General features: G+C 72.7%; 13 protein-coding genes. 11 read left to right on the plus strand and 2 right to left on the minus strand.

What is annotated here, in order from left to right:
- The first annotated feature begins 4 nt into the window (after positions 1-4).
- The 6 genes from ACFPZJ_RS21370 to ACFPZJ_RS21395 all read left to right on the plus strand — a co-directional run bounded on the left by ACFPZJ_RS21370 (position 5) and on the right by ACFPZJ_RS21395 (position 6777).
- Positions 5-1840 (plus strand): acetyl/propionyl/methylcrotonyl-CoA carboxylase subunit alpha, encoded by a 1836-nt coding sequence (locus ACFPZJ_RS21370; protein ID WP_381023958.1) that lies wholly within the window; start codon positions 5-7, stop codon positions 1838-1840.
- A gap of 82 nt (positions 1841-1922) precedes the next feature.
- Entirely contained in the window at positions 1923-3056 is a 1134-nt protein-coding gene (locus ACFPZJ_RS21375) for an acyl-CoA dehydrogenase family protein (RefSeq protein WP_381023961.1), read from the plus strand.
- A gap of 30 nt (positions 3057-3086) precedes the next feature.
- A complete protein-coding gene (locus ACFPZJ_RS21380; RefSeq protein ID WP_381023963.1) occupies positions 3087-4655 on the plus strand; it encodes a 4-coumarate--CoA ligase family protein in 1569 nt (522 codons plus the stop codon).
- Positions 4652-5386, plus strand: a complete 735-nt coding sequence (locus ACFPZJ_RS21385; protein ID WP_381023966.1) for an enoyl-CoA hydratase family protein — start codon at positions 4652-4654, stop codon at positions 5384-5386. The genes ACFPZJ_RS21380 and ACFPZJ_RS21385 overlap by 4 nt, the downstream gene beginning before the upstream one ends.
- Entirely contained in the window at positions 5374-5988 is a 615-nt protein-coding gene (locus ACFPZJ_RS21390) for a TetR/AcrR family transcriptional regulator (RefSeq protein ID WP_381023969.1), read from the plus strand. The genes ACFPZJ_RS21385 and ACFPZJ_RS21390 overlap by 13 nt, the downstream gene beginning before the upstream one ends.
- Before the next feature lie 159 nt (positions 5989-6147).
- Positions 6148-6777 carry a hypothetical protein gene (locus tag ACFPZJ_RS21395; protein WP_381023972.1) on the plus strand — a complete coding sequence of 210 codons (630 nt, stop codon included), beginning with the start codon at positions 6148-6150 and terminating at the stop codon, positions 6775-6777.
- Positions 6778-6810: 33 nt separating this feature from the next.
- Here ACFPZJ_RS21395 and pdxH read toward each other — a convergent pair whose 3' ends face one another.
- Complete coding sequence (gene pdxH, locus ACFPZJ_RS21400; RefSeq protein WP_381023975.1) at positions 6811-7479, minus strand: pyridoxamine 5'-phosphate oxidase; 669 nt, start codon at positions 7477-7479, stop codon at positions 6811-6813.
- A 321-nt stretch (positions 7480-7800) separates the two neighbouring features.
- Here pdxH and ACFPZJ_RS21405 point away from each other — a divergent pair, with 321 nt between their 5' ends.
- The 3 genes from ACFPZJ_RS21405 (at position 7801) to ACFPZJ_RS21415 (ending at position 11958) form a co-directional block, all read left to right on the plus strand.
- Positions 7801-8901 (plus strand): citrate synthase 2, encoded by a 1101-nt coding sequence (locus ACFPZJ_RS21405; RefSeq protein WP_381023978.1) that lies wholly within the window; start codon positions 7801-7803, stop codon positions 8899-8901.
- Positions 8902-9616: 715 nt separating this feature from the next.
- The gene (locus ACFPZJ_RS21410; RefSeq protein WP_381023981.1) at positions 9617-10264 is read left to right on the plus strand and encodes an FkbM family methyltransferase; all 648 of its coding nucleotides are present in this window, start codon (positions 9617-9619) and stop codon (positions 10262-10264) included.
- 293 nt (positions 10265-10557) lie between these two features.
- Positions 10558-11958 carry a PAS domain-containing protein gene (locus ACFPZJ_RS21415; protein ID WP_381023983.1) on the plus strand — a complete coding sequence of 467 codons (1401 nt, stop codon included), beginning with the start codon at positions 10558-10560 and terminating at the stop codon, positions 11956-11958.
- Between the two features lie 428 nt (positions 11959-12386).
- On the opposite strand, the gene ACFPZJ_RS21420 is transcribed toward ACFPZJ_RS21415, so the two are convergent.
- Complete coding sequence (locus ACFPZJ_RS21420; RefSeq protein WP_381023986.1) at positions 12387-13142, minus strand: SIS domain-containing protein; 756 nt, start codon at positions 13140-13142, stop codon at positions 12387-12389.
- A 212-nt stretch (positions 13143-13354) separates the two neighbouring features.
- Between ACFPZJ_RS21420 and ACFPZJ_RS21425 the strand changes: the two genes are divergently transcribed.
- Complete coding sequence (locus tag ACFPZJ_RS21425; protein ID WP_381023988.1) at positions 13355-14047, plus strand: metal-dependent transcriptional regulator; 693 nt, start codon at positions 13355-13357, stop codon at positions 14045-14047.
- Positions 14048-14694: 647 nt separating this feature from the next.
- Entirely contained in the window at positions 14695-15582 is an 888-nt protein-coding gene (locus ACFPZJ_RS21430; protein WP_381023990.1) for an alpha/beta fold hydrolase, read from the plus strand.
- The last annotated feature ends 4 nt before the right edge of the window (positions 15583-15586 follow it).

A 15586-nucleotide genomic window follows, 5' to 3' on the forward strand; every position in this document is an offset into this window, starting at 1 on the left:
CCCAGTGATCACTTCTGTGCTCGTCGCCAACCGGGGCGAGATCGCCTGCCGCGTCTTCCGCACCTGCCGGGAACTGGGCATCCGCACGGTCGCGGTGTACTCCGACCCCGACGAAAGCGCCCTGCACGCGCGCGTGGCCGACACGGCGGTACGGCTGCCGGGAGCGGCGCCCGCCGAGACGTACCTGCGCGGCGAGGCGATCGTGAAGGCCGCCGTCGCGGCCGGCGCGGACGCCGTGCACCCCGGGTACGGCTTCCTCTCCGAGAACGCCGGCTTCGCGCGGGCCGTCCGCGACGCGGGACTGGTCTGGATCGGGCCGCCCCCGGAGGCGATCGAGGCGATGGCGTCCAAGACGCGCGCCAAGGAGCTCATGGGCATCGAGCCCCTGCGCGAGGTCACCGAGGCCGACCTGCCGGTGCTGGTGAAGGCGGCCGCGGGCGGCGGCGGACGCGGCATGCGGGTCGTCCGGCGGCTGGAGGAGCTGGAGGCGGCCCTGGACGGGGCACGCGCCGAGGCCGCGAGCGCCTTCGGCGACGGCGAGGTCTTCGTCGAGCCCTATGTGGAGGGCGGCCGGCACGTCGAGGTGCAGGTCCTCGCCGACACCCACGGGACCGTGTGGGCGCTCGGCACCCGCGACTGCTCCCTCCAAAGGCGCCACCAGAAGGTGATCGAGGAGGCGCCGGCGCCCGGGCTGTCCGAGCGGCTCACCCGCGAGGTGCACGCGCTGGCCGTGCGCGCGGCCCGCGCCGTGTCGTACGTCGGCGCCGGCACCGTCGAGTTCCTCGTCGCCGACGACAGGGCGCACTTCCTGGAGATGAACACCCGCCTCCAGGTCGAACACCCCGTCACCGAGGCCGTGTTCGGCGTCGACCTGGTCGCGGAGCAGATCCGGATCGCCGAGGGCCACGCCCTCGACGACGAACCGCCACGCGCGCGTGGCCACGCCGTGGAGGCACGCCTCTACGCGGAGGACCCCGCCCGCCACTGGGCCCCGCAGACCGGCCGTCTGCACCGCCTCGCCGTGCCCGACGGCATCCGCCTGGACACCGGCTACGAGGACGGCGACGAGATCACCGTCCACTACGACCCGTTGGTGGCCAAGGCCGTCGCTCACGCCCCCACGCGCGCGGAGGCGGTCCGCAAGCTCGCGACGGCCCTGGAGCGGACGGTGCTCCACGGCCCCGTCACCAATCGGGACCTGCTCGTGCGCTCCCTGCGCCACGAGGAGTTCACCACGGGCTGCATGGACACGGCCTTCTACGACCGCCACCTGCCCGACCTCACAGAACCGGCGCCGGACCCGTACGCGCCGCTGGCCGCCGCCCTCGCCGACGCGCACGGCCGCTCCCGCTTCGGCGGCTGGCGCAACCTGCCCTCCCAGCCGCAGCTCAAGCGGTACGCCGTGGCCGGGCAGGAGCACGAGGTGCGCTACCGGCACACCCGTACCGGCCCGGCCGCCGACGGCGTGCGGGTGGTGCGCGCCGACCCCGCGCTCGTGGTCCTGGAGGTGGACGGCGTACAACGGCGGTTCGACGTGGCCCGCTACGGCGACCAGGTCGACGTCGGCACCACACACCTCACCGCCCTGCCCCGTTTCCCCGACCCCACCGCCCAGCACGCCCCCGGCTCCCTCCTGGCCCCCATGCCGGGCACGGTCGTCCGTGTCGCCGACGGCCTGGCCGCAGGAGCCGCCGTACGGGCCGGAGAGCCCCTGCTGTGGCTGGAGGCGATGAAGATGCAGCACCAGATCACAGCGCCCGTCACAGGCACCCTGACGGCCCTGCACGCCGTACCCGGACAGCAGGTGGAGCCGGGCATGGTGCTGGCGGTCGTGCTCTAGGGGCGCGGGGCCGCACCGCGAGCGCGGCTCCACCGCGTCACCCCCGCCCGCCATGACGAACCCGCACCCGGGAAGGAGCCCCATGCCCCAAACGACGGAATCCGACGAACACAAGGCCCTGCGATCCGCGGTCGCAGCACTCGGCAACCGCCACGGCCGCCCATGCAACGCCCAGGAACTTTGGTCGGAGGCAGGAAAACTCGGCTACCTGGGCGTCAACCTGCCAAAGGAGTACGGCGGCGGAGGCGGCGGCATCACCGAACTCTCCCTCGTCCTGGAGGAACTCGGCACCGCCGGCTGCCCCCTGCTGATGATGATCGTCTCCCCGGCCATCTGCGGCACGGTGATAGCCCGCTTCGGCACGGACGCCCAGAAGCGGCGGTGGCTCCCGGGCCTGGCGGACGGCAGCCGCCTCATGGCCTTCGGCATCACGGAGCCCGACGCCGGGTCCAACAGCCACCGCATCACCACCACGGCCCGCCGCGACGGCGCCGACTGGCTCCTGACCGGCCGCAAGGTGTTCGTCTCCGGCGTCGACATCGCCGACGCGACCCTCGTCGTCGGCCGCACCGAGGACGCCCGCACCGGGCGCCTCAAGCCCTGCCTGTTCATCGTCCCGCGCGACGCGCCCGGCTTCCACCGGCGCCCCATCGACATGGAACTGCACGCCGTGGAGAAGCAGTTCGAGCTGGTCCTGGACGACGTACGGCTGCCCGCCGACGCCCTCGTCGGCGACGAGGACGCCGGCCTGCTGCAGCTCTTCGCCGGCCTCAACCCGGAGCGCGTCATGACGGCCGCCTTCGCGATCGGCATGGGCCGGTACGCGATCTCCCGGGCCGTCGCGTACGCGCGCGAGCGCACCGTCTGGAACGCCCCCATCGGCGCCCACCAGGCCATCGCCCACCCCCTGGCCCAGGCGCACATCGACCTCGAACTGGCCCGGCTGATGACCCAGAAGGCGGCCCGTCTGTACGACGCCGGGGACGACGCGGGCGCCGGCGAGGCCGCCAACATGGCCAAGTACGCGGCCGGGGAGGCCTGTGTGAAGGCGGTCGACCAGGCCGTGCACACCCTCGGCGGGAACGGCCTCACGCGCGAGTTCGGGCTCGCCTCGCTCATCACGGCCGCGCGGGTGTCTCGTATCGCACCGGTGAGCCGGGAGATGATTCTCAACTACGTCTCCCACCAGACGCTGGGCCTGCCCAAGTCGTACTGATCCGGCACAGCGGTGCCGCGAGGAGGAACCGTGTTCCGCAGCGAGTACGCAGACGTCCCGCCCGTCGAACTCCCCATCCACGAGGCGGTGCTGGGCCGGGCCGCCGCGTTCGGTGAGGCACCCGCCCTGATCGACGGCACCGACGGCACGACCCTCACGTACGAGCAGGTGGACCGGTTCCACCGGCGCATCGCCGCCGCCCTCGCCGAGGCCGGTGTCCGCAAGGGCGACGTCCTCGCCCTGCACAGCCCCAACACGATCTCCTTCCCCGTGGCGTTCTACGCCGCCACGCGCGCGGGCGCCACCGTCACCACCGTCCACCCGCTCGCCACCGCCGAGGAGTTCGGCAAGCAGCTGCGGGACTCGGCGGCCCGCTGGATCGTCACCGTGTCACCCATGCTGGACATCGCGCGCCGGGCCGCCGAGATCTCCGGCGGAGTACGGGAGATCTTCGTGTGCGACAGCGCGCCCGGACACCGCTCACTGATCGACATGCTGGCCTCCACGGCCCCCGCGCCCGAGGTGGACATCGACGCGGCCGAGGACGTGGCCGCCCTGCCGTACTCGTCCGGGACCACCGGCGTCCCCAAGGGCGTGATGCTCACGCACCGCCAGATCGCCACCAACCTCGCCCAGCTCCAGCCGGCCATCTCGGCCGGACCGGGCGACCGCATCCTCGCCGTCCTGCCGTTCTTCCACATCTACGGCCTCACGGCCCTGATGAACGCGCCGCTCAGGCAGGGCGCCACCGTCGTGGTGCTGCCGCGCTTCGACCTGACGACGTTCCTCGCGGCCGTACAGAACCACCGCATCACCGGCCTGTACGTCGCCCCGCCGATCGTCCTGGCCCTCGCCAAGCACCCCTTGGTCGCCGACTACGACCTGTCGTCCCTGAAGTACCTCGTCAGCGCCGCAGCCCCCCTGGACGCCCAACTCGCCGCCGCCTGCTCGAAGCGGCTGGGCCTGCCGCCCGTCGGCCAGGCCTACGGCATGACCGAACTCTCGCCCGGCACCCACGTCGTCCCGCTGGACGCCGTGCACGACGCGCCCCCCGGAACGGTCGGCAGGCTCATCGCCGGCACCCAGATGCGCATCGTCTCCCTCGACGACCCCGGCAAGGACCTCGCCGTCGGCGAGTCCGGCGAGATCCTCATCCGCGGCCCCCAGGTCATGAAGGGCTACCTGGGCCGCCCCGACGCCACCGCCGCGATGATCGACGGCGACGGCTGGCTGCACACCGGGGACGTCGGCCACGTCGACCAGGACGGCTGGCTCTTCGTCGTCGACCGCGTCAAGGAACTCATCAAGTACAAGGGCTTCCAGGTCGCCCCCGCCGAACTGGAGGCGCTGCTGCTGACCCACCCCGGCATCGCCGACGCCGCCGTCGTCGGCGTCCACGACGACGACGGCAACGAGATCCCGCACGCCCACGTCGTCCGCCGGCCGACCGCCCCCGACCTGTCCGAAGGAGAGGTCATGATGTACGTCGCCGAACGCGTCGCCCCGTACAAGCGGGTCCGCCGCGTCACCTTCATCGACGGCGTCCCCCGCGCCGCCTCCGGCAAGATCCTGCGCCGCCGCCTCCGGGAGCGCCCATGACCCTCGTCGGCCGCACGCGCGCGCGTGGCGTCGAGACCCTCAGCCTCGACTGTCCGCACAACCGCAACGCCCTGTCGGCCGCGCTCGTCGGGGAGCTCGGCGACGCGCTGACCGCCTGCGCCGAGGACGACGGCGTCCGCGCGGTCGTCCTCACCCACACCGGCAACACCTTCAGCGCGGGCGCCGACCTGCGCGACCCGCCGCCCCCGGACGCGCTGGTCGGCCTGCTCCGGCAGATCGTCCGCGTCGACAAGCCGGTCATCGCCCGGGTCACCGGCCATGTCCGGGCGGGCGGCCTGGGTCTGCTGGCCGCCTGCGACATCGGCGTCTCGTCCCTGGACGCCACGTTCGCCTTCACCGAGGTCCGCGTCGGCGTGGCCCCGGCGGTCATCTCACTGACCCTGCTGCCCCGTACCGACCCCCGCGCCCTGGCCCGGTACTACCTCACCGGCGAACGCTTCGACGCCCCCGAGGCCGCCCGCATCGGCCTGCTCACGGCGGCGGGCGACGACGTGGACGCCGTCCTGGCTCCCGTCCTCGACGGGGTGCGCCGCGCCTCCCCCCAGGCCCTGGCCGAGACGAAACGACTGCTCGCGGCTAGGGTGCTGGAGACCTTCGACCGGGACGCGGCCGACCTGACCGCGCTCTCGGCGCGGCTGTTCTCCTCCGCGCAGGCCCGCGAGGGGATGACGGCCTTCCTGGAACGACGGGATCCCGCATGGGTGCTGTGAACGCGGTCGACGCTCGGGCCGACCGACTCCCCAAGCAGGACCGCAGCCGGGCCACCCGGCAGCGGCTCCTGGAAGCCGCCGTGGCCTGCCTCGCCGAGCACGGCTGGGCAGGCTCCACGGTCCTGGTCGTCGCCGAACGCGCCGGGGTCTCCCGCGGCGCCGCCCAGCACCACTTCCCGACCCGTGAGGACCTGTTCACGGCGGCCGTCGAGTACGTCGCCGAGGAACGCTCGGTGGCCCTGCGCTCCCTCTTCCCGCAGGGCGCCGCGGGCGACCGCCGGGCCGTGGTCGCGGCCCTCGTGGACCTCTACACCGGCCCGCTGTTCCGCGCCGCGCTGCACCTGTGGGTCGCCGCCTCCAACGAGGACCAGCTGCGCCCGCGCGTCACGGAGCTGGAGGCCCGGGTGGGCCGCGACACCCACCGCATCGCGGTGGAACTGCTCGGCGCCGACGAGTCCCGGCCGGGTGTCCGGGAAACCGTCCAGGGCCTCCTCGACATGGCCCGGGGCCTGGGACTGGCCAACCTCCTCACCGACGACGCCGCGCGGCGCGACCGGGTGGTGACGCAGTGGGCGAAGTTGCTGGACGAGGCGCTGGGCTGAGGCTGCCCGGGAGTGAGAAGGGCGGCGGCGAGCAGGAGAAGGGCGCGAAGGACCGGGGCGAGGCCGTCGCCCGGCGTCGTTCCCGGCCGTTGTCAGTGGCGGGCCGTACGGTGGGAAGCCGGTGACAGCAGGTGACACCACGGGGGACGGGGGACAGCCATGGGGGACTACTTCCAGACGATCGTCGACCTGGACGCGGGCGAGGACGAGGCACCACGACTCGCGCAGCGCGTGGTCGACTGGCTCGTGGCCGAGGGCATCGTCCTCGCCGAGCGCGAGGACTGCGTCCTGGGGCAGCCGCTCGGGCACCCGCCGGGCCCGCACTGGGAGCGGGCGGCGGCGGAGGACGACGCCGACTGGGAACCGACCGACGGCCTGGCCGTGCACACCGGGCGCACGGTCTTCGACGGCGGCCAGGACGCCCCGGAGGCGGTGACCTGCCCACGCTGCGCCACGACGACCCCGCTCGACGCCGATCCGCACGACCTCGTGCCGGACGACGCGGACGGCAGCGACCAGGAGCACCCGGGCACGGCAGGCGACGGCGTCTGGCCGCGCTTCGTCGCGGCGATCACCGACTGGCGGAGGACCGGCGCCGCCGCCGTCGACTGCCCGGCCTGCGCCCAGCCCGTCCCGCTGCCCGAATGGGTCTGGGCCGACGACTGCTTCGCCGTGGGCCACCTGGGCTTCGAGTTCTGGAACTGGCCCGAGTTCACCCCGCGGTTCCGCACCCGGATAGCCGAGCTCCTCGACGGCCATCGCACGGCGTACGTCTGGGGCAAGCTCTGACGAGCCCGGCGGTGCGGGGCAGCAATCCGCTCCTCACGGACTGAGCCGCTCCACCCGCCAGCTCCCGTCCGCCTGCTCCACGTACCGCAACCGGTCGTGCAGCCGGTTCTCCCGGCCCTGCCAGAACTCCACCGTCTGCGGAGCCACCCGGAAACCGCCCCAGTGCGGGGGGACCGGCACCTGCTCGCCCTCCGGGTAGCGGGCCGCCAGCTCGGCGTACGCGCCGTCGAGATCGGCGCGCGTGGAGATCACCGAGGACTGGGCGCTGGCCCAGGCCCCGAGCTGGGACCCGTGCGGCCGGGTACGGAAGTACGCCGCCGTCTCGTCGCGTCCGGTCCGGCGCGCGACCCCGCTGACGATCACCTGCCGGGCCATCGGGTGCCAGGGGAACAGCAGGGAGACGTACGGGTTCTCGGCCAGGTCACGCGCCTTGCGGGAGTCGTAGTTGGTGTAGAACACGAACCCCTGCTCGTCGAAGTGCTTCAGCAGCACCGTGCGGGAGCTCGGCCGGCCCTCGGCGTCCGCCGTGGAGACCACCATGGCGTTCGGCTCGAACATGCCGCCCTCCGTCGCGGCCTGTTTGAACCAGCGCGCGAACTGTTCCACGGGCGTGGCGGCCAGGTCGGACTCGGAGAGACCCTCGGCCCGGTACTGCTTGCGCATCGAGGCGAGATCGAAGGGGACGGCGTCGCGGTCGGTCACCCGGTCATCTTGCCGTATGCACGGTGGCCTTCGTCACTGAGTGGCACTGAGTGCCGCGAACCCTCCCCAAGGTTGACACCCGGGGATATCGTGCTGGTGCCGTCCCGGTTGGATGACCGCCGACCGCACGGGGCATCACAGGGGGGATCGGACCGTCCAGGACCGCGAGTCGCCGGAAACGACCGTGGAACCGGCGGACGGCCACCGCTTCCGCCCGCACACCGGCACATGGTCGTCCCCCGGCCGTGCCCCCGGACGTCCACCAGGGGGCCGTCCCACCCCACAACACCATCTGTCGTCCACATCTCGAGGAGCCGCCTGATGTCCGACTTCGTACCCGGGCTCGAGGGAGTCGTCGCGTTCGAGACGGAGATCGCCGAACCGGACAAGGAGGGCGGCGCCCTGCGGTACCGGGGCGTCGACATCGAGGACCTCGTCGGGCACGTCTCGTTCGGCAACGTCTGGGGCCTGCTCGTCGACGGCGCCTTCAACCCCGGCCTGCCGCCCGCCGAGCCGTTCCCGATCCCCGTGCACTCCGGCGACATACGCGTCGACGTCCAGTCGGCACTCGCCATGCTGGCCCCCGTCTGGGGCCTCAAACCGCTCCTCGACATCGACGCCGAGCAGGCCCGCGAGGATCTCGCCCGGGCCGCCGTCATGGCCCTGTCGTACGTCGCCCAGTCCGCCCGCGGCCAGGGCCTGCCCATGGTTCCGCAGCGCGAGATCGACAAGGCCCGGTCCGTCGTCGAGCGCTTCATGATCCGCTGGCGCGGCGAGCCCGACCCCAAGCACGTCGCGGCGGTCGACGCCTACTGGACCTCGGCGGCCGAGCACGGCATGAACGCCTCCACCTTCACGGCGCGGGTCATCGCCTCCACCGGCGCCGACGTGGCGGCCGCGCTGTCCGGCGCCGTCGGCGCCATGTCCGGCCCGCTGCACGGCGGTGCACCCTCCCGGGTCCTCCACATGATCGAGGAGATCGAACGCACCGGGGACGCCGAGGCCTACGTCAAGAGGACCCTCGACAAGGGCGAACGCCTCATGGGCTTCGGCCATCGTGTCTACCGCGCCGAGGACCCCCGCGCCCGCGTCCTGCGCCGTACGGCCCGCGACCTCGGCGCCCCCCGCTTCGAGGTCGCCGAGGCCCTGGAGAAGGCGGCCCTGGCCGAACTGCACGCCCGCCGCCCCGACCGGGTCCTGGCCACGAACGTCGAGTTCTGGGCGGCGATCGTCCTGGACTTCGCCGAGGTGCCGGCCCACATGTTCACGTCGATGTTCACCTGCGCCCGCACGGCCGGCTGGTCCGCCCACATCCTGGAACAGAAGCGCACCGGCCGCCTGGTCCGCCCCTCGGCCCGCTACATGGGCCCCGGCCCCCGCGACCCGCGCGAGATCGAGGGGTACGCGGACATAGCCCGCTGACCCATCCCACACCGAGCGGCTCGCGTCCTGACCCCGGCCGGGCATCAGGACGCGAGCCGGTCCAGCTCCTCAGCGATCCGCGGCCCGCAGCTCGTCGTGCCGCGGCACGGGCGCACACCGCTCCGCGCTCCTCGATCCACCGCTCCGGTGGATACAGCCGCACGGGCCGCCCCACCAGCTCAGCCGGCTCTCAGCCGTAGCGGGTCCGCACATGCGCGTGCGGGAACGAGGGCCAGAACGCAGACGACCCGCGAGTCTGGTTCCTCCAGTGGAGGAGCCGGCCGGACGTACCGGCGACTCGCGGGTCGGGTGACTGCTTGGGATTGGGCCGGCTGCACGCGTCTCTCACGTGCTGGTCCGGCACCGCACTGGATGTGGTGACGGGCCGCTAGCCCGCAGCCACCTCACGCGTCCGGTTTTCATACATCTGCCGAACCACCTCCCTTCTCGTGTACCAGGCACCTTAGGAACCGCTCGGCCACCGATCAACCGGTTTTTCGAGACGTTGACCGAGCAGCCCCGGCAGGTGCGCGCCCGCGGCAGGCCAGAGCCCCGCACTCGGCTGTGTCGACGGCGACGACGTCGTCCGGGACGCGCTCGCGGTCGGCGCGGCAGCAGGCGCAGGAGTCGTCCCAGCTCGTATCACTCGATCAGCGGTGACTCGGCAATACGTGCAGGATCGAAAATGGGGGCGACCCAGGCGAGGAGAATATCTGTGATCGAGATCAAGTACGCGGGTAAAATCTGCCGTTTCGACGACGAGGGCGTCGACCCGGAATGCCCCGGCACCATGTACGGGCCGCTGCTCCGGGGAAAATTCTACGAGCATGCCTTCCTTGACTACATCGCCTCGTTGCAGATCCCCGGAACCTACCTTGATGTCGGTGCGTGCATCGGAACGCACACGGTCTTCTTCGCCCTGTGCTGCCCGTCCGACCGGGTCTACGCCTTCGAACCGCGCTCAGTGGCGATGCAACGTCTGCGGCGCAACCTGGAGCTGAACGGCCTGGAGAGCAGGGTGGAGACCTCGCAGTGGGCGCTGTCCGACACGGAGGGCACGGTGGACGTCCGTCTGGACCGGGTGAACCACACGCTCCACACTCGTCGGCTGGACACCTTGGTGAAAGGGCCCGTCGCTGTCATCAAGCTCGACATCGAGGGCATGGAGGCACAGGCACTCGCGGGCGCTCGGGAGATTCTGCGAAATTACCGGCCGCGGGTGTTCGCCGAGGCGCATACGGAAGAAGAAATGGCCGGCATCCTTTCCGTTCTGGAACCGCACGGCTACCAGGCCACAGGGCGTGTTTTCAATGCCTCGCCCACCTACGAATTCATGGTTCCGTCTACGGGTGGAAAGCGGTAAGTCCCTCAAAGGATCCCCTCGATCGGCGGGCCGCCGGGGTGCCGACGGGCTGATCGCCCGGGGACGGGGCCGGTACGAACGGGCCGCCGTCTCGTACGCGCGTACGAGCGGATCGCCGGCGGCGCGGGGGGCGTCGGACGCCACGGCAGCAGGCCCTGACGGTGGATGGACCCGTACAACGATTCCTGCAATCTTGTGGGAACCCGATGTGCGCTGGGTCACGTTCAAGTTGAATGATTGCAAGTAGCGAACCGACGTGCCGTACGTGCGGACGCAGCCTGCAGGGGGTCCAGGTGAGTGCTTCCCGGCGTAGTGGGACCACCGACGAGCTGGGGCCGGAGGAGCCCGAGCGGGACAGCTCGGACGGTTCGGATCTGCTTGCCGCGTTGCTGGACGGGATGGACGCGGCTCTGTGCGCCTTCGACGCGGACGGGGTCGTGACGCACTGGAACCGTGAGGCGGAGCGGATCCTGGGGTGGACGGCGGCCGAGGCGGTGGGCCGGCACGGGCTGGCCGGGTGGGCCGTGCGCCGCGCGGACGCCGAGGAAGTCGAGGGGCGGCTGATGTCCGCCATGCACGCCCCGGGCCGACAGGTGCACGAGTTCGCGCTGCTCACGAAGGACGGCGGGCGGGTCCTCGTACGCACCCAGTCGGCGGCCGTACGCGGCCCGGACGGCAAGCCCGCGGGCGTGTACTGCGCCTTCAGCGAGGTGCACGCGCAGATCGACCTGGAGCGGTCGATCGCGCTGAGCGAGGCACTGTTCGAGGACGCGAGCTGGGGCGTCGTGCTCGTCGACGCCGACCTGCGCCCGGCGGTGGTCAACGCGCACGCGGCCCGCGCGCTGGGCACGGGCCGTACGTCCGTCCTCGGGCGACCTCTCGGGGAGCTGCTCGCCCAGGGCGTCGAGGAACTGGAGAGTGCCCTCACGCACGTACTGGCCGAGGGCGCCCCGCCCGCACCCGCCGAGATCTGGGTGAGCGTGCGCACACCGGAGGGCCACAAGCGGCGCTGCTGGCGCAGCGGCTTCCTGCGCCTCGCCTCCCCGCTCGCGGAGGAGCCGGTTCCGCTCGGGGTCGGCTGGCTCTTCCAGGACGTCACGGAGGCCAAGCAGAGCGAACAGGAGGCGGCGCTGCTGCGGTTCCGTACCCAGCAGCTGCACCGGGCGGCGCGGGCGGCCGCCGAGTGCGAGGACCCGGGGGAGGCCGCGACCGTCCACCTGGACTTCGCGCTCGCCGGTTTCGCCGACCACGCGCTGATCGACCGCGTGGCGGGCGGCCCGGTGGCGGACGCGGACGCCGACGGGCCGATCCGGCTGGTGCGGGTCGCCGCCACCCCGTCCGGGGCACCGGGTCCCAGCAGGCTCGCCGGCCAAGCGGGGCTGCCCGCGCGGTACGAGGCCGGGCATCCGGCCCTGCAGTGTGCCGAGCGGGCCGGGACGGTGCGGGCGGGCGCGGGCCCGGTGTCTGCCGACGAGGCCCGCGCGTGGGCGCTGGCACGGCAGTGGCCGCCGGACGCGGTGCACGCGCTGTGCGCGGTGCTGCGCAGCCGGGGCCGGACGCTGGGCGTCGTGACGTTTCTGCGGGGTGCGGGCCGTAGCGCGTTCGAGCGGTCCGACGCGACCTACGCGGAGGATGTGGCGGTACGGATCGCGGCGGCGCTGGACCTGGCGGACTCGGTGCGCCCGCAGGGATAGGCGAGCCGGGGAGTCAGCCGGGCCGGGCGGTGCCGGCGCAGGTCGGGCGGTTCCGCGGGCCCGAGGGCCGGGCGGCAGGCCGTTCCGCGGGTCCGACGGGCCAGGCCGTTCCGCGGGTCCGACGGGCCAGGCCGTTCCGCGGGTCCGACGGGCCAGGCGGGCCCGTGGTGTCAGGGTGGCCGGGGGGTCGGGTTGGCCGGCGGGTCGGGCGAGGAGGCGGGCCTTGTGGGCCGGCGGGTCGTGTGGGCCGGCGGGTTGTGTGGGTCACAGGGTCGGGCGAGCGAGGCGGGCCTTGTGGGCCGACGGGCCAGGCGGGTCCGCGGTGCAGGGTGGCCGGGGGGTCGGGTTGGCCGGCGGGTCGGGCGAGGAGGCGGGCCTTGTGGGCCGGCGGGTTAGGTGGGTGAGGCGGGCCCGCCGGGCCCGCCGGGTCAGTGCCGGTAGAAGATCCGGTCCCCGTACTGCTCCATGACGTGGTTGTTCCACTCGTGCCCGCCGTCGACGTTCCCCGAGCGCAGCAGCGGCGGCTCGATTCCTCGGTCGGCTAGGGCGGCGGCCGTCGTGGCCATGACGGCTTGGAGGAGGGCCGTGGCGACGACCGTGGAGGCGGGGGCGAAGGGCGCGGGGACGTTGTCGAGGGTGAGTTCCGCGTCGCCGACCGCGATCTTCGAGTCGAGGACCACGTCGCAGTGGTCCTTCAGGAACGTTCCCGAGGCGTGCCGCGAGGTGGTCTGCGAGGCGTACGCCACCGAGGTCACGCCGATGACCTTCACGCCCGTCGCCCGGGCGGTCATGGCCATTTCCACGGGCAGGGCGTTGCGCCCGGACAGCGAGACGATCACCAGGGCGTCGCCGGCGCGGAGCGGGGAGCTGTGCAGGACGGCGCTCGCGAGGCCGTCGACCCGTTCCAGGGCGGAGCCGAGCGGGGCGGGCATGACGTCGACGCCGACCACGCCCGGGACGGCGAGCAGGTTCATCAGGGCGAGGCCGCCCGCGCGGTAGACGACGTCCTGCGCGGCGAGGGAGGAGTGGCCGGCGCCGAAGGCGAAGAGCCGGCCGCCGGAGGCGACGGTGTCGGCGAGCAGCGCGCCGGCGGCGGCGATGCCCGCGGCCTCCTCGTCACGGAGCCGTTCGAGCAGGCCGATCGCGGCGTCGAGAAACTGGTCGGCCGGCCGACGGTCGCTCATGCGGGTCCCTCCGGGGGTAGGTGTGTCGCGGATCACGGTGCGGTCTGGACCAGTGCGGTGTCAATACGGGCGTGACCCCCCTGGCAACTGCCGGCGGCCCGCTTTCCACGCCGCCGCACGGTTGCCAGTCGCATGCGTCAGAATTGAGTGCAGGGCCAGCGCACGCGCCGGTGAGGCGGCCAGCCTCCGGCAGAGCTAATCGAGGGGCACGTATGTCCGGACTGATCGACACCACGGAGATGTATCTCCGCACCATCCTCGAGCTGGAGGAAGAAGGTGTGGTCCCCATGCGCGCCCGGATCGCCGAGCGGCTCGACCAGAGCGGGCCGACGGTCAGCCAGACGGTGGCCCGGATGGAGCGTGACGGCCTGGTCTCCGTCGCCAGCGACCGCCATCTGGAGCTCACGGACGAGGGCCGCCGGCTCGCCACGCGCGTGATGCGCAAGCACCGGCTCGCGGAGTGCCTGCTCGTCGACGTGATCGGCCTGGAGTGGGAGCAGGTGCACGCCGAGGCATGTCGCTGGGAGCACGTGATGAGCGAGGCCGTGGAGCGCCGCGTCCTGGAGCTGCTGCGGCACCCGACCGAGTCGCCGTACGGCAACCCCATCCCGGGCCTGGAGGAGCTGGGCGAGAAGGACGGTCCCGAGCCGTTCCTGGACGAGGGCATGGTCTCGCTGGCCGATCTCGACCCGGGGGCCGAGGGCAAGACGGTCGTCGTCCGCCGCATCGGCGAGCCCATCCAGACCGACGCGCAGCTGATGTACACGCTGCGCCGCGCGGGCGTGCAGCCCGGCTCGGTGGTGAGCGTCACGGAGTCGGCGGGCGGCGTACTGGTCGGCAGCGGCGGCGAGGCGGCCGAGCTGGAGGCGGACGTCGCCTCCCACGTGTTCGTGGCCAAGCCCTGATCGCGCCACCCGGCACGCGCTCTTCGCCACCATGTGGTGCTGGTGGGGCGGTTGGGGCGTTGACCGGATCGCGTCGAATCCAGGATTCAGTCCGTCGAATCGCAGCGCTCGCCCGCTTCGCGTGCGAGGCTGTCGCGTGAGGCATATGACCTGAAGGCTCTTGGTCCGGGGATGACAGCGATGTCGGCCCGGCCGGGGAGGGGGCGGGAGGATGTGCCGTGAACACGTGGAGAGCCCCGGCGCCACACGGCGCCGGGGCCTGTCCTCCCCTGTGCTGACCCGGAGCCCCGAGCTCTCAGGGTCATCCCCCGCGGACCGGTTTCCCCGAGCGGTCCGCCTCACGGTAAAGATCTCCCCTCGGCAGCGCGGATCAATCCCTGAGAGAGGTCACTCGAACGAGGGGTGTTGCCCGCCGAGGGAGCATTTTCGAATAGGCATTCGATAGTCTGCGAGTGACGGGTCAAGCGGAACCCGCGCTTCACAGGTGTGCAGGCAAACAGACACCACAGGCACGACGAGCGCCGCGCAAACGGCAGGCGCGACGGCAACAGGAACGAGCAGCACGGCAGGCGGAAGACGGTTGACAGGACCGGCCGGCTCGAGCGGGAGCGCGCGGTCCGAGCGGAGCTTGGGGGGTGCCAGGACCAATGGTGCGACGCATCGACGTGACCGGGGCGGGCGGCGTACGCCTCGCCGCCTGGGAGTTCGGCGACCCGCCCAAGACCGACCCGGCGGCGGACGCACCCGACCGGGAACACGGCGCACGCACCCCGGGTGTGCTGTTACTGCACGGCTTGATGGGCCGGGCCTCGCACTGGGCGTCCACCGCCCGCTGGCTCTCCGACCGTTACCGCGCCGTCGCCCTGGACCAGCGCGGCCACGGCCAGAGCGACAAGCCCCCTCAGGCGTCCTTCACCCGTGACGCCTACGTCGAGGACGCCGAGGCCGCCCTCGAACAACTGGCCCTGGCCCCGGCCGTCCTGATCGGTCACGCCATGGGCGCGCTGACCGCCTGGCAGCTCGCCGCCAAACGCCCCGACCTGGTGCGCGGCGTGATCATCTGTGACATGCGGGCCTCCGCGCTCGGTGCGGCTTCGCAGCGCGAGTGGGCCGAGTGGTTCAAGTCCTGGCCCGTCCCGTTCGCCACGCTCGCCGACGTCCGCAAGTGGTTCGGCGAGGACGACCCCTGGGCGGAGCGGCCGAACCCGGCCCGTGGTGAGTTCTACGCCGAGGTGATGGCCGAGTCCCCGGACGGCTGGCGGCCGGTCTTCGAACCGGAGCAGATGCTCAGCTCCCGCGAGACGTGGGTGTACGACGCGCACTGGGAGGAGCTCGCCCAGGTCCGCTGCCCCGCCCTGGTCGTCCGCGGCCTGGACGGGCAGCTCGGCCGCGCCGAGGCCCAGGAGATGGTCCGGGTCCTGCCCCGCGGCCAGTACGCGGAGGTCGCCGACGCCGGCCACCTCGTCCACTACGACCAGCCGGAGGCGTGGCGGGCGGCGATCGAACCGTTCCTGGACAGCCTCCGGGACGACTGAGCGC

The sequence above is a fragment of the Streptomyces bullii genome (genome assembly GCF_042657145.1).
Taxonomy (GTDB): Bacteria; Actinomycetota; Actinomycetes; order Streptomycetales; family Streptomycetaceae; genus Streptomyces; species Streptomyces bullii.

Coding starts and splice junctions, on each gene's coding strand:
- ACFPZJ_RS21375 (WP_381023961.1), top strand. CDS start 1,923: ATGCCCCAAACGACGGAATCCGACGAACACAAGGCCCTGCGATCCGCG.
- ACFPZJ_RS21385 (WP_381023966.1), top strand. CDS start 4,652: ATGACCCTCGTCGGCCGCACGCGCGCGCGTGGCGTCGAGACCCTCAGC.
- ACFPZJ_RS21390 (WP_381023969.1), top strand. CDS start 5,374: ATGGGTGCTGTGAACGCGGTCGACGCTCGGGCCGACCGACTCCCCAAG.
- ACFPZJ_RS21395 (WP_381023972.1), top strand. CDS start 6,148: ATGGGGGACTACTTCCAGACGATCGTCGACCTGGACGCGGGCGAGGAC.
- ACFPZJ_RS21405 (WP_381023978.1), top strand. CDS start 7,801: ATGTCCGACTTCGTACCCGGGCTCGAGGGAGTCGTCGCGTTCGAGACG.
- ACFPZJ_RS21420 (WP_381023986.1), bottom strand. CDS start 13,142: ATGAGCGACCGTCGGCCGGCCGACCAGTTTCTCGACGCCGCGATCGGC.
- ACFPZJ_RS21425 (WP_381023988.1), top strand. CDS start 13,355: ATGTCCGGACTGATCGACACCACGGAGATGTATCTCCGCACCATCCTC.
- ACFPZJ_RS21430 (WP_381023990.1), top strand. CDS start 14,695: ATGGTGCGACGCATCGACGTGACCGGGGCGGGCGGCGTACGCCTCGCC.